Annotated in this window: 1 protein-coding gene; it reads left to right on the top strand. The window is 68.3% G+C overall.

Features of this window, described 5'->3' with window-relative positions:
- The first annotated feature begins 98 nt into the window (after positions 1–98).
- Positions 99–16,118 (top strand): toxin glutamine deamidase domain-containing protein, encoded by a 16,020-nt coding sequence (locus AB0I79_RS00075; RefSeq protein WP_357865178.1) that lies wholly within the window; start codon positions 99–101, stop codon positions 16,116–16,118.
- Positions 16,119–16,132 lie beyond the last annotated feature (14 nt).

Below are 16,132 nucleotides of genomic sequence, written 5' to 3'. Positions count from 1 at the left end.
CAGGCTTGGGCGCAATCCATCCGGGCGACCGTGTCCGGCGCCCTCACCACCGAGCAGGTGATCGAGCCCGGTACCACGAACCCGCGTCGCCGCCCGTGATGGCGGGCAGAACAGACGTCAACGACGCGCGCAAACCTGCAGGAAGCGCCCACGCCTTCGACGGCGGGATCGCCACCGAGGACGTCGAACCCGTCTGGCAGACCGAGGCGTTGCCCGGATGGGTGGTCCACCATCTGATTCCGCTCCTCACAGCGGGCCAGAGCTGGCCGAAGGGCAGCGAAAGCAAGCTCTGGGAGTTGCGCGTCGAGTACGTCAAGCTGATGAATCTCCTCATCGGGACTCTCGACCCGACCGCGGCGACGGTGCAGACCCTGAACGGCAGCCTCCAGTCACCCGCCAAGCCGGCCATCTTCAAGCGGCTCGCCACGCTGTCCGACGACAAGGTCGGCGTGGTCGCCAAGGCCCAGGAGTCCTTCTCCTACGCGAAGATGGTCGACAACTTCGCTCGGGAGACGCAGTACTCCAAGCTTTCGGTCAACGTCGCGTTCTGGGTCGCGGTGATCGCCGCTTTCATCGCGCTGATCGCCGCCGGCTTCGTCCCGCTCGCCAGCCTGCTGCTGCGCAGCGTTGGAGCGGCCGGGGCGAGCAGGATCGCCCTGATCATGCAGCGCCTGGCGCTGGCGGCGTCGAGGTCGGGCACGGTGGCCAAGAGCGGCCAGATCACCAAGCTCGCTGGAACCGGCGCAGGCGCGGGCAACAAGTTCTTCAACGCGGCGCTGGCCGCTGAGCTGTTCGAGGAGATCTCGGAAGAGGTCTTCATCGACGCCTTCGCCCAGTACCAGCAGATCAAGATGGGCACCCGCGACAGCTGGGACTGGAAGAAGATCAAGGCGGCGGCGATCGGCGCGGGCGCCGGCGCGGTCGCCGGCACCAAGCTCGGCGGGCCGATGTCGCGGTACACCAACAACCTGCCCGGCATCTCCAGGCTGAACAGGATCGCGGGCGACAACCGTGGCGTCCGCAACGCGTTCCTGCGCTTTCCCGGACGCGCGCTGAACACCGGCCTGAACAACATGATCGCCTCACCCGTCGGCAGCGTCGTCGCCAACTACGTCGTCTACGACCAGTTCTCTCTGCCGGGCGAGGAAGGCATGTACGGCGGCTTCCTCGGCGGCGCCGGCCGTACGAACACCATCAGCCCGTTCAACCCCAGCGTCGCGGGCGCGATCGTCAACCCCATGACCTCGCTGAGCGGCGTGCTCGATGACGCGTTGGCGGCACAACAGGGTGGTCCTGGCACTGCGGGGACGCCCGGAGCAGGCCTTGCCGACGGCGGCTCCCCTGTACCGGCCGGCCCTCGACCCGAGCTGGCCGAGGGTACCGCTGCAGCCAACGTGCCTCCACAGCGTCCGGCCTTCGACCTCAGCGGTCCGTCGGCCGGGACGGCCAGGCGGGACAACGCCGCCGCGATCGCCGATCCCGTGGGGTCACAGCCTGAGAAGAGGACTCAGGCCGCGCCGGCGCCGGACCTCACCACACCCAACCCGAACCAGACCAGCCGACCGGCTCCGCAGCAGGAGGAAAAGCCGGACACCCAGAACCAGGCCGAGGACCAGGACACCGCGGACCAGGCGGGGCAGGCGTCCCGGCCTTCCCGGCAGGAAGCCCCGCCCACCGACCAGCAGTCCGCTACCACCGCGGATCGGGCTCCTGGCGACTCCGCGAACAGCAGCCCCGCCGCCCAACAGACGGCCGACACGCCCGAACAGACCGCCGCCCGGGAGCCTGCCGGCACGCAAGAGGCGCCGAACGCCCCACAGCCGACCAGGACCGCAGACCCGGCCAACGCCTCAGAGCCAGCCACTCCTCCCGAACCGCCCGCCACCGCAGAGCCGACGGCTTCCCCGGAGCCGGCCGGAGCGCCGAAAAGCGCCGACGTTCCGCAACCGACCGGGGCGCCGGTCAACCGGGAAGAGGCTCATCAGAACGCGAGCACTCCCGACATCCTCGTCCCGTCCGAGGCGGTCACCACCACCACCGGCACGACCGCACCAGCGGAGCCGCAGTCCACCGCCTCACCCGCGCCCGGCCAGGAGCGGCCGGGCGGCGACCCCGCGCCCGGCCTCGTCACGCGACTCATCCGAACGGCCCGCCAGAGCAGCAGGGGCGTCCATGCCCTCGTGGCCGGCCGCCCCATCAGGAACACCAGGTTCGTCGCCAACGGCCGGGCCCGCGACGTGCCCCCGCTCACCGTGGCAGAGGCCAGAGCGGCGTTCGAGGTCGAGGTGCTCGCCTCCGACCTCGGTGACACGGTCACCGGCCTGCGCTGGACCGGGGCGGGCACGCTGGTGGTCGAGCTCGACGGCCTGCCTGACCAGACGTTCGTCTTCGAGGTGGGCCCGGTCCGCCGGGGGCGGCTCGGCCGCACCGTGCTGCGTGACGGCGGCCTCAACGAGGTACGACTGGCTCCCCGCGTGACCCCCGACCAGGTTGCCAGACTGGTTCTGCACGAGATCGCCGACACGCTCCACGCCAGGAACCATCCTCAGCAGAGCCTGCTCCGCAGGCTGAGCATCCTGCCAGGCACCCAGGACGAGTGCCTGGCGGCCCGCCGGCGCGAGGAGGCGTTCCTGACCCGCAGGATGACCGAGGTGAGCGCTGCCGAACGGGACGTACTCAAGTCGGAGCGCGAGGCGGTACGCAGGATCCTGGACAAGCATGGTCTGCCGTACGCACAGGCCGACGCCCCTCCCGCGAGCCCGTCGCCTGTCCCGCCGTCAGTGGCCGACCAACTCACCCGGTTGCGCGGGCACGAGCAGGCGATCGGCTCTGCCGTGCAGGATCTCGGCCAGGCTCTGGCCGGGCAAATCGACCGGCTCCTGCGGATCGAGATGGACCTCCAGCTGCGAGCCATGTCGACGGCCGGTACCGGCACGGCGCCGTTGCTGCTCGCGGTCTCCCAGGCCAGGGCCGCCTACGAGGCCGCCCAGCAGCTCCTGCACACGGCGACCGGCTCCTCCACACCGGTCACCGCGTTCGCCCGGGCACTGCACACGGCTCACCAGCTGTATCTGCGTTTTGAGGAGCAGTCGCACCAGGTGGGGGCACTTCCCCGGCTGCCGGACTCACCGCCGGGACCGGATCTGCTCCGCCAGCACATCGCCGCGTTACGCGCCGCCGCCGACGATCTCACCAGCGCGGCGCAAACCTCCCCAGGCACCATCGCGGACCAGCACGCGGCGGCGGCCTCGGCCATCAGCGCCGCCAACGTCTACGAGCTGCTGCTCGATCGGATGACCCAGGCGGGGTTCGCCCCGCCGAGCGTGCTCGTCTCGCAACTGCTCCGGCTGGGCGGCACCTACGAGCAGCACTTCCGGCAGGCCACAGCACAGGAGCAGGTGGCGAGTGACCATGGCGCCCAGAACATCAACAAGCTGCACGCTGCACTCCTCGGGCACGTATCCGCACGTCAGGGCACGGTTGCGATGCTGCGCTCCACCATCGAGCAGTTCGATGCGGTTGTCGACGCGCAGCGTCGTGCGGTGCGCGCCTACAACGAGTCGGCGGGTCAGGCGTACGCGCTGGCAGCGGAGGCCATGGCCGACGGCGAACTGGACAGGTCCGACATGTGGCGGACCCTCGCGGCGGATCTAGGTCGCATCGGCGCACGGCAGGAGGTGGCCGAACAGCTGGCGGTCGCCGCCCGCGACGCTCACCAGCAGCTCGCCAATCTGCTGGAACACGCGGTCGACCCCGTCCAGCTCAACGCCCAAGCGGACGCGGCCACCACGGCCCTGCTCGCGTACCAGGAGGAGATCGCCCGGCTCCCGCCGGCAACGCCGCCGAATTTGCTGCCCTCCCCCGCACCGCACTCTGGCACCGCACTGTCGCTGCTCAGGCAGGAGATCGACGACTGGGCGGAGGATCTGCGGACCGCCTGGCGGCACAATGCCGACCTCGGTCTCCAGCACCGGCAGGACGCCATGAAGGCGCGGGCGGACGCGGTCGACGCGTGGAAACTGGCGACCGAGCACGCTGCGGTGCAGGACAGCAGCGCGGCGGAGCGAGTCCGCAAGGCGGAGGCGGAGGCCGAGCTGAAGGCGTCCACCGCGGCAGGCCACACCCAACTGGCCGAGCTGTACCAAGCCGCCGCCGAGGCCGCCAAGCACGCCTTACAAGCCGCCGAGCAGACGCTGGACGCCCTGGACGAGGTGAACACGCCGGACAGCCCGATGACCTCGCAGGTCGAAAGCGCCTTGAACGAGCTGGGAACCCGGGCGGAGGCGTTCGCCACGGCGGACCGGGCGACGCTGCCATCCATGAAGGCGCTGACGGGAGCCCATGTGGCGGGCCCGATCGCCAACCTCGACGCGTTGACCGCGATGGTCAACGACATGCTCGAACAGCAGGGCGTGGCCGCTCTCTTCACCGAGCAGGAGTTGCGGTACGCCATCCGCCAGGCGTTCCGCACCGCGGTCTCGCCGGACGGCATGATCCTGCGCCTGAATACGGCCACAGGCGCGGAGCTGCGGATCCGGCTGAAGCTGGACGACCTCCGAGAAGTCGCACGCCCGAACAGCACGCACTCCGAAACCATGATCGGTCAACTACCTCAGGGCGGCGGCCAGACGTCCACGACCGCCAAGTTCTCACGCGGCTTTTCGTTCGACAAGAACATGATGCCCGTCCTCGGGTGGATGCTGCACGCCTCAGGGGTCCCGGTCCCCGAGGCACTGCTGCGGTTCACCGTACTGAACCTCAAGGCCGCCTGGTCCGACAGCCGCTCCGCCTCCACTTCGGCGCTGGACAACTGGCTGAGGGGCAACGTCGAGGACAACCGCGGCACCGCCACCATGTTCAGCGCCCGGGCGAGCTGGGAGGTGGAACTGCGCACGACGTCCGGCAATCCGGTGACGCGTGTGCTGCCCCCGGCCGGTAACGCCCGCCAGGGCCTGTGGATCTCGCACGCCTACCTGACCGGCCCGCCGGAGAGCCTCATCCAGCTTCCTGAGGCGGAACGGCAGCGCCGTTCCTTCCCCGGGCACGTCGTCACTGGTCTGACCGGCCTGGCGAGGCTGGCGGACCAGGTGATGGAGCAGCTTGAGGGTGTTGGGCTCAGCCCTGTCGCACGCGGCCAGATCATCACCACTCTCACCGAGGATCTGCCGAGTCACCTCGGTGAGGCCGTCAACGATCCTTTGGGCCTGCGCCGGGCCATCACCGTGAACGGCCGGGTCCGAGCCGTGATGACGGTGCGCACCAGGGTGCTGGCCGGAGGTGAGCCCGTTGGTGTCCCCAGCAACAAGCACCACCAGGAGCGACTGCGCAACGGGACCTCCAACCCGGGCCAGAGCCAGTCCGGCAGCCACAACAAGAACGCCGGAGTGGAGGCAGGCGTCAATCTGAACCCCCGCGGCGGGCCCCGGACCGAGATCGGCGCGGACCTGGCGCCGAAGGCCACCACGGGAGTCGAGTCCGGGCGGTCGGCCACCGTGTCCACCAGCGTGAACGGGGTGGCCATTCACCCGAGCGTGCAGCGATGGGCCGGTCACACCCAGGGCTACGAGCTCACCGTGGAGCACACGGTGACGATTCAGGTGCTGGGCAAGGGGTCGAAGACGGTGACCCTCACCTCCGAACCGGGCACCGGCCTGTTCCGCATTCCCGAATCGGACGCCTACCGCTACGGCCTGCCGGTCGACGCCGCCGCGGAGGTCGGGCTCAACCCTGACGGAACGCTTCTGCTCAGGGGCGATCCCGTCCGCCGGAACCCGCCCGGCAGGGTCGGCGCGTTGCCTGTCTGGCTCGGCAGCGATCCAGGACAGACCCGGGGCGCGGGCCCGGCTCTGGTTCAGCAGGTTACCGGCATGGCCTCCGTCCGAGCCCAGGTGGAGGAGTTCCTCCGCGCCCAGGGGGTACTGCCCGAGCTCAAGAACGGAGTGCCCTCCTACTCCAAGTTCCCGCTGGTCAGAGCCAGCCAGATCGCCAACGAGCAATTGGTCGCCGAGCAGTTCTCTGCGGAACGCCTGGAGGCCGGCTACGACCAGGCAGCCCAGGAGGGCCTGTTCATCAACCTGGTCCAGCACCAGGTTGGCCGCGGAGCCCAGCACTACACCCTGCGGATCAAACTCGAGCAGCACTTCGACCAGGTGGCCTACGAAGGCGTGACCGATGCCGAACCGGTGGTGAACCTGGATATCGGCTCCGACACCTACTCATCAACCGTGAATCGCGGTAAGTCATGGAAGGCGCCTGGAACGTTCAGCCCCGAAAGCTCGGATCTCTCCGGGGTCACGGCCTTGAACGCCAAGGGCGGCTACGGCAGGGGCCACCAGCACGCGCACACTACGAGCAGCACCGTCAACCAGGTGAAGCTCGTGGAGGGCAGTGGGCTGACCGCTGTCTTCCGCGTACCGCACACCATCCGGGTCGATCTGCTGACCGGCTCCAACGTCGAGAAGCCGGTGGTGGAGGAGGAGCTGGGTGACGCACGGGTCCTGCTCCCCGCCGACCTGCTGCCTCTCGCGCCGGCGGCGGACGGCCAGCCCCGGCCGGAGAGCCCGCGCCACCCCACCTCGGAACGGGCCATGCGGCTGGCCACCATCGCCCACCTCGACGTCGGCGACATCGCGGCCGCCGCCGCGAATCTGCTCGCCAATCCGCCCGGCCGCGATTCTCCACAGTTCCAGCACCTGTCCGCGTTCTTCAATGTACGAAGCCTGATCAGTCATCCCGAGGTGTTCTCCTCCGGGCACCGCGCCGCGGTGCACACCACGGCTGCACTCCGAGCAGCCCGGCACCAGCCGGTCTCCCTCACCTTGACGCCGGGTGAGTCCCGTTTCCTGTCCGCCGTCGATCTGGTGGTGGGCGACATCAACCTCACGCTCGGTGCTCACGGCAGCTCGGCTCAGGGATCCAGGTCCGTGGGATTCGGGGCTGGAACCGGAGTGCCGCTGCCGGTGCCGGGAGAGCCGGGCTCCGACGAGGGCCTGGCGGGCTCCGGGGCGACGACGACCACGCGGGAGCAGAAGGTCATCGCCGGGCCCGAGCGGCTGGCCATCGACACGGGCAAGCAGTACGCCTTCGCGATGGGCGTCACACCGAACCTGACCGTGGGCTCCGGTGCCGGCGCCAGGACGATCACGCAGGACGACGGCACCGTCGTCTACTTGCTCGCCGAACGGGATGCGCTCGACCTATACGCGAGCGGTGAAGTGGAGCTACCCCTGCACCAGGTGGCCGACGCGGCCGAACGGCTGATGAACGGCAACCTCGACCTGGGCCGCCGGGTGGCGATCAGGTTCATGGACCGTTACCTCCACGATCTGGCCCAGGCGAGAGCGGAGAACGGAAGCTGGCCCACGGTGCCCGGTGTCCCGCTCACCTCGGGGCACGACACGCACCGGGCCCTCGCCCGGCTCCTCGAACTGTTCCCCGACGCCAGGCTGACCGAACTGATGCACCCGGACGTTCCTCCCGGGCAACCGGGAGAGGAGGTAGCCGAGACGCGCGACCGGATGCTGAGCAGTCCCGACTTCTACCAGCGGGTGTGGGACGGCCTGCGAGCCGACGCCCAGCGGCTGGAGAACGGAGATGTTCCGGCCCAGCTGGCGCCCACCTACAGCGACTCCATCGGCATGAGCACGGTCAAGCAGGTCGACCTCCACCCGGCCGACGACCCTGGCGCCGAGGTGGATCTGCTGGAGGAGGTCATGGCGGCTGTCGACGATGTGGCGCCGGGCGCGCTCGACCGCGACCCCGAGCTGCTGCGTGCGCTGACCACCGACTTCTCCCGGCAGACGTGGCTCGGGAAGATCGACAATATGCTCGACCCCGACTGGCCCGGCAGTGCTTACACGGTCAGAGTCCCCGGGAGCGAGGAGACACTTCAGATCACCGTACGGGCCGAGCTCACCGACGATGTGGCGTATCGGGGCGACGTCCACGACTACGGCCAGATCTTCCAGATGTACACGATGCTCGAAGAGAACGCCTCCGAGTCGGCGAGCACGACCGTCACCCCGGACTTCAAGGCGACGGAAACCGCTGAGTCGGCCGCCGCGACCATCGACCGTGGCGGGACTCACGCGGGCGCGAGCAATATGCAGCACACCCGGGTACAGCGCGTCGCGGCCATGGACGGCGCCAAGGCGGAGGTACGCCAGGGCATCAGGCTCTCCATCGAGGTAAGCAGGAGCACGGACTACTGGGTGGCGCCGGGCCTGCCATTGGTTGTCTCCGACCAGGAGGCCGCAGCCCGTTCCGGCTTGCCGCAGAGCGTCATCCGGCACGTAGCCGGCACCATCGACCGGATCATTCCAGCCGGCATGGTCTCGCGCCCGGGCACGGTCCCCGCCCCCGTGCCCGCCGTACCCGACCCCCGGCCCATCCCCGCACCCGAGAACTTCACGGTCGAGACCACACGCGTGACAGGTCTGGCCAAGGCCGTCGAACAGCGGCTGAAGGACACGCTCGATGTCGAGCTCGGCCCCGAGGACTCCCAGGCACTCGCCCGGCTGCTGTCGGGCAACTTCCGCAACGCCCTCTTCGAACGGATGACCGCCAAGGACGGGCACATGGTGATCCAGGTGCCGAAGGGCGACGGAAAGGTGGTGCGCATCCGACTGGGCGCCGTGCTGTCCGAACCGATCGTCATGTCCGCCGGTCGTGAGAACACGGAGATCGGCCAGGTCGACCGCCGGCAGTGGACGACCAGGGCGAGCGCCGACGGCCCCCGGTGGCTCCCGGTAAGCGCGTCCGTCGGGAGCAACGAGGACAACTCCTGGTTCCCGCTCAACTCCCCGTTCGGCATGGCGTTCGGCTACCTTGACCAGACCACCGACGGCTTGACGGTCAGCGGCGGCAACCGCGACGAGACCAGTGTCTTCGAAAAGGCCGACGGCAGCTCGGTCCGGTTCCGGGTCGACTACCACGTCGGCTTCGAGGTCTGGTCGGATCCCGACACCGACCAGACACCCGAGCGCACCGTCGCGGCGCAGCGCATCGCGACGGGCAACGCCGACGTGATCCTCTTCGATGGGGTCATGCAGGCGGTCGAGAAGCAGGCCGAAAGCTTGCCGGCGGTCGCCTCCCCTCACGAGCAGCCGGTGCAGAGCACTCTCGCACGCCCTCGATCGCTGGCCGGACTCCTCGCCGCTGACCATCACGAACTGGCCGCGACCCTCTCCAGCGAGCCGGACAGGATCAACCTCGACGCCGACCTGCCCGGCGCACCGTACGGGCAGCTCAGGCAGGCGCAGCTGGCCTCCCGCGAACTCGGCAGGGACGTGCAGGTCACTGTGCGCCTTCCATCCCGCCGGCCCCTGACCTACATCGCCACGCCCGACGGCCGGCTGCATCCACAAACGCAGGACGGTGACTTCGGGCAACGCTTCGCCGGCCTGCCAACGCTTCTGATCACGATGGCCGAGCAACACCACATCGACCTGCACGCGTTGCACCAGCGGACCAGCGCGGACGCGGAGACGAGCCTGGCCGAGCAGCTACGGCGGGAGCTGAACAGGCGCGCCGTCCTACTACCCGCGGCAACGCCAGGCTGGCCGGTCAACACCACACCCGATGACCGGCCGCCAGGCGGCACGAACGAGGGCAGCGTCACCCACGGCTCTCCGGACCCGGACTCGAATTTCATCCCGGACGGCCGCACCAGCCCCGAGGACCTCACCGAGGCCGAAGCCAGAAGTCTCAGCGAACCGGAACTGATCCCGCAAGACCTCGGCGACGCCGTCACCGCCATCACCTGGCTGTCGGACACCCAGCTGATCGTCCAGCACCAGACCCTTGGCGAACTCCACTTCACCGTGCAAGTCGGCCCTGTCAAAGGCGGCTATCTCGGCGAGACCAGGGTCAGACACACCGCCCAAGACGGCAGCCGTTTCTTCGAGATGACCCTCGCCCCCCGAGTCCATGAAGACCAGGTCGCACGACTCGTCCTCCACGAGATCAGCGACGTCATCCAGCACCAGCTCGAAAAAGCGCACACCCACACACCGGGACGAGCCACCCTCGACGCATGCGTCACCGCCCGCCGCAACGAACTCCGCTTCCTGCAACGCCGGCACCAAGCCGCCCAGGAAGCAGGCAACACCGCACTCGCCGACAGGCTCGCCCAAGAGATCGCGGCAGTCGAACGCGACCTCGCCAAACGCACCGGATCCTCGCAACTAGCGGACAGCATCGACCATCTGATCAATTTCGGGCCGCCAGGCGAGGCCGAGACGCCCGGGAACGCCGGTGACGAGGCGACCCACCCAGCAGAGCTCGCCCACGCCACACGTACGCCCCAGCTCAACATGAACCCGGCCACCTGGCCAGGAGAACAGCTTGCCAACAGCTACGATCCGCGCAAGGTGCCATGGGCTCCCCATTGGGAGCACCTGCGAGACTCAGCCGCGCCCATACCGGTGACTCCCCCGAGCGGGGCAGCCCACCTCGAGGTCCGCAGGTTGCTTGTGCCTTGGCAGGGCTCGATGCGCCCCGTCACCGAATTCACGCTCCAGGTGCTCTATCGCGCCGATCCCGGTGTCGGCCCTGACGAGATCGCCACTGCCCATGCCAGCCTGCTCAACGGCATCGACCTCTACTACAACTATCAGCACGAGCTGCCCGACGGATCCCAGCTACACGTGCGGGTGGAGTTCGTCCCAGCCCCAGATTCGGCCCCGCCAGACAACCTCGTCCTTCTCTGGCCGGGAACCGGTGACCGCGCTGTGGACTTCGCCGACAGACAGCGCTGGTACGGCAATGACGAGGTGATCAGCACACCACTGGAACAGCTCAGGAACTATGCCGAGCGCCCCATGATCCACTACCTGAGCTGGTACGCGCAGCAGGAGCCGATCGTCTTCGCACACGAGGTGATGCATCTGCTCGGCATGTCCGACGAATACGTGAGCAGGTGGGCAGGCGACGATCGGAACCGGCTGGGCGCCAGCGGCGTCCATGCCGACGCCACTCTGCTGGGGTCGGCCCTCCTCTTCTGGTCGGAGCATGATCCGATACTCGACCGGGATGGCCGTGCCGTTGCCGGGATCAGCAGCCTGCGTGATCGCCATGTGGAGCACATCTATGGCCTCGTCCCTGACAGCGCCGTCCAGCCGAAGGTGCCGCTGCACCGCCCGGCCGCCCCGGCGGACGGCGCCGAGTGGACGCATCCTGAGTATCTTCCCAGTGCTTTCCTTCCCCGCGACGTGCGCAGCCTGCTCGACGCGTTCCCGCCAGGAGATCGTCCGCTGCTGGCTCACCTCAGACTCCTCGAACGCATGGCCGGGATCTTCCCCCTCGTGTCACCACTGCTAGCAAAGCATCTCGAGTACACCGACACCCTTGTCAGGACGGCGCAGCAGCTCTACAACGCGGGCCCGGAGTACTCCTTCAGCCTCTCCGACCTTGTCCAGCTGAAGAACTTGTTCGACCTGCTCGGGCCGTTCGAGGTGCCGGATCTTCACCTGCTGCATCAGGAGATCAACTCCTTGCTCCGGCGCCCCGCCTCGACGCCTGTCGGGAACCGCCTCGTCCAGGACCTCGTCACGTTCGCCGCGTCCGTGGAGCCGCAGAGCCGAGAGGCAACCGCTGCGACTCTCCACACGGCCGCCATCAAGGAGCTTCGCCGCTTGGGCAGCGCCTTGCACGAAGCGCTGGATCGGGGCGACGCCGAGGCGGCGAGCGACCTGACACGCGCCATAGAGGCAGCCGCGGAACTGGCACACGTGATAGAGGCCGTGCTGAAGTCCACCGGAGTGAGCTTCGACCAGGAGCACATTCCGTACGCGCATCTGTCCGACACCGTACGCGGCCTGCTCGAGGACTTCCCCCCCGGAAGCCGCCCGCTACTGGATCACGTCAGGCGGCTGCACCGCATGGCCGCGCTGTACCAGGACGTGCCGCAGCTGACCCAGCAGCATCTGGAGCGTACAGACACGTTCGTCCTGATGGCACAGGAGCTCTACAACGCCTCCCACGAGGAACGCTTGGGCACCTACGAGATCGGCAATGTGAAGGTTCTGTCAGACGTGCTGCTGGGGGACGTCATGCCGGACGGTGGCCTGTTGCGCGAGCAGCTCAACCCACTGCTGGGACGCCATCCCTCCGCACCTGCCGATCGTCAGGCGATCGAGAAGCTCGCCTGGTACGCGGGATACGTGGCTCCCCGAACCGGCGAGACAGGGCCCGCGAGGCTACTTGAAGGCATCGCGATCGAGGTTGCGGAGCTGGAGGATGAACTGCTCGATGCGCAGCAGAGCGGCGACACGGCCGAGGCGGAGTCGCTGACGCATCGGATCGAAGCCGCCAGGAACTGGGCACGTGTGATCGAGGCCGCGGCAGAAACCATCACCGGCGAGCCATCAGGAAATGCCGGGGACGAGAGCGGATTCACTCATGGCGCGCCGATCCCCGACTCCGAGTTCGTCGCCGACGGCCGGACCACCTCAAGCGAGCTCACCGAGGCCGAAGCCAGAAGATCCTTCGAAGCGGAGGTGATCTCTGGAGACCTTGGCGACGCTGTCACCGGCATCACCTGGGTATCGGACACCAAGCTGGTCGTCCAGCACACGACACTGGGCGAGCTGCACTTCACCGTTGAGGTCGGCCCGGTCGAAGGCGGCTATCTCGGCAGGACCACCGTCGAAGGAGTCGCCGGGGACGCCGACAACCCGCACGTGATGACCCTCGCCCCGCGGGTCCACGAAGACCAGGTCGCACGACTCGTCCTCCACGAGATCAGCGACGTCATCCAGTACCGGCTCGCAACAGCACACCCGCACCAGCACAAACCGGGAGAGGCCACCCTCGACGAATGCGTCACCGGCCGCCGCAACGAACTCCGCTTCCTGCAACGTAAGCACCAAGCCGCCCTAGCCGCGGGCAACACCACACTTGCCAAGAGACTCGCCGATGAGATCACCGCAGTCGAGCGCGATCTCGCCGAACGCACCCGTCCGGCACAGTCCATCGATGACGTGATCAACGGGATGGACGCCGCGGAACCTGCGCCCCCCGAGGTCCAGGCCGAACCAGAACCGATCGGCGCAAACCTCTCCAAGGTGACCTTGAACGACGACTCCCCCGCCCTGCTCCTGGAACACTCGACCCGCCGGGAACGAGACCTGCACCTGCTGATGGCTCAGCTGGCCGGCCGCCTCGGGCTGATTGCGAACGCCAGAGCATCTGGCGACCGGAACATCTTGATCGACTGGGCACCCACCAGCGACTCTTCGGGCTTCCTTGGCACCCGCGAGGCGGTCTTGACCGGATACCTGGTCGCCGTGGCCGACGCCACGCCGTTCGTCACAGAACCGGCCTTCCACCTGCTCCCGAGCAGCACTCCCATCCTGGAGCTGTTCCTGCGCGAAGACGCCTCCGGCGAACGCACGTGGCTGAGCAACCCACTGTCCCCGCTGGACGTCCAGACGCTGAGGACCATGCTGGAGGACCTGCGCCCGGAGTTCGCCGAGCTGGGCCTGCTGCCCGAGTTCGACCGGATCATGGCACGGCACGAATCCCTGGCCGGAGGTCTGCTCGCCCCGAACGCGGCCGGCGGGCAGAGCGTGGTAACCGCCGCGCCGGGTCAACTCCTGCACCTCGGTCACCTGGACCGGCTCAGGGTCATGGACGAACACCCGCCATCCGCATTGGATATCTGGCCGGCTCCCCAGGGCGAGATCATCAACGCTGCCCACCGTCTCCGCAACAACATCCGGCACGGGGTTCTGGAGAAGCGGGACACGGCACTGGGCCGGGTGCTCACCTTCGCCGACGGGTCACAGGCTCTCCAGATCCCCCTCGCCATGACCGCACAGGTACTCGTCCGCGCACTCGTCAGGCAGGCGCTCGGTCTCGAAGGCCCGGCGGTCCACATCGACGAGGAAACCGGAGGCGTGTGGCGCACTTACGGCAGCAACGACCTGCGGGTGAGCCTGGCCACCGGCATCGCCCAGGTGATCGGCACGTCCGGCCGCGCCACCGAGGTGGTCTTCGTCGACGGCCGGCGGGCGCTGCGCCACGAGTTTCTCAGCCGCGAGGCAGCGGACGATTACGAAGCCAGGCTGGAAGAGGCCCGAGAGGTCGCTGATGGCATGCCAGGCTCCTATCGGTCCACTCCGTTCGTCCTCTTCGAGGAGATCGTGGCCGCTCCGGAGCCCACCGCCGAGGCGCAGGCCCGCCTGGCCACCCGAGCCCTGTACGCCCTGCTGAGCCACGACCGGCCGCTGGACCGCGCGACACTGCGACGGCTGCTCGACGCCAACCCCCTGCTGGTCCAGTTCGGCGAAGCCTTCGACTACGACTTCCGAGCCGGCGCGCCGGTGCTGGCAGCCCGTGACGTCGCCGACCTCACCGCCCGGTTCGAAGCGCTTCGCGGCGTCTTCGACCGGCTGGGCCTCCGTGACCACTACGAACGGATGCTGAACACCCTGAGCAGGTTCACCGGCACCGACGACACCCGGCTGATCCCACTTGCACTCTCCGAGACCCTCGCCACCACCGCGGAGTATCGCGTCCCCGCGTGGCGGCCGCCGTCCGGCCCGGTCCTGCGTGGCCTGCTGCAGAACGACCACCTGGCGCAGGTGCACAGCCGCCTGGTACAGGCAAGAGCACTGCACTGGGCCGACGACACCCGGGAACTGATGGATGTGATCTCCCGTGCCGATGCCGAGCTCGCGGAACTGCCGAGCGCCGGAGGATATGTGTATGCCATCCGGGTACCCCGTCAGCTGATCCGCCACGACATCCGGCCCGGCGAAGGGTTCGCCGCGGACACCCTGCTCGACGGCGTCGACGACGTCGCCCTGCTGGCCGAGACCTCCCACAGCGTCAGAGTGACCATCCTGGCCTCCGGCTACGTGCCGGTCGGCGACCTGTCGGGCAAGTCACATCACGCCGCGTTCAGAGCAGGCACCCTCTTCACCGTGACGGCGATGCTGCACACCGACGACGGCGAGACGCACTACTTCCTCACCCAGAACACGGCTCATCGCGGCACGCAACCCGTGGTCACACCGACGACCGCGCTCACCCCCGACATGGCAGACGCCCTGGCGCCCACTCTGCACGACGCGGTCAGTGACACGCGGGCGGGGGTACACGTCGACAGCGGCCTGGACCACGACACACGCCTCGATCCACGTCCTGCAGGCGGCGCCTTCGTGGTCGAGGGCCGCTACTCCGAGCAGGGAATGATGGTCGGCGGCCGTCCTGTTTCGGCAGAGGTGATCGCGGCGATGCTGCTGAACTCTCCCAGACTGCCGCCCGACGCCGCGATCCTGCTCACCGGCCCTCACGACGGAACCACGACCTTCGCCCAGGACCTCGCCCGGTACACCAACCGGATCGTGCTGGCAGCCGGCGCCCCGTTCGAGACCACTCCGCTGGGCAATCTCTACGTGAGCAATGCCGGCCCGGCACCCGGAGACCTGCAGATGTTCCCGCCGGCCGACACCTCGGCCGCCGCCGCGCAGCAGCTCCGGGCCTGGCTCGCTCCCGCGCTGCCGGCGGCAGGCATGCACCCATCCATTCGTGCTCTGGCCGGCGAGGCGAGCAACAATCATCTGCTGCTCTCCGAGTTGCGTCCTCGCGGATTGGGTTTGCTTCCATGGCATCGGCAGTTGACGGAGACCGAAGAAGAGCTGATGCAGGACGCCTACCGTAGGATCAGCCGGATCCTCGAGGAGGCCGGTGGGCGGGCGCTCCGTCTCGACGAGGTTCGGAGCCTGCTGCCGTACATCAACCCCCTCGACCGCAAGGACAACTGCGCCGAAGTGGCCCTTGCGGTCGACGATATTCTGAGCGGCCGACCCGCCGTGGCTGGACTGATAGGAAACTTGAGTATCCGAACCGCAGGGGTGTACAGCAGTCGCGCCATCCAGCAGATAGGTTCACTCACGGCCACCACGCTTCATGAGGTGGAGGAGCTCATCCGCCGGAACCCGGGATCGCGTGGATTGGTGTCGGTCAGCCGGGCCTTCGGCGCCGGGCACGCCTACAACATTGTCAACATAGACGGCCGGCTATTCTATTTGGACGGTCAATCCAGAAAGCTGGAGTCGGCCAATATGCATGTCATAGGATGCACTGAATATACTGTCTATCGGACGGCGTAGCAGGGCAGGGCTGA

It is taken from the genome of Nonomuraea sp. NPDC050202, from assembly GCF_040656115.1.
GTDB lineage: Bacteria > Actinomycetota > Actinomycetes > Streptosporangiales > Streptosporangiaceae > Nonomuraea.
This window is presented reverse-complemented; position numbering and strand designations above follow the sequence as displayed.

Excerpts from the sequence above, each read along its gene's own strand:
- AB0I79_RS00075 (WP_357865178.1), top strand. The coding sequence starts at position 99 with ATGGCGGGCAGAACAGACGTCAACGACGCGCGCAAACCTGCAGGAAGC.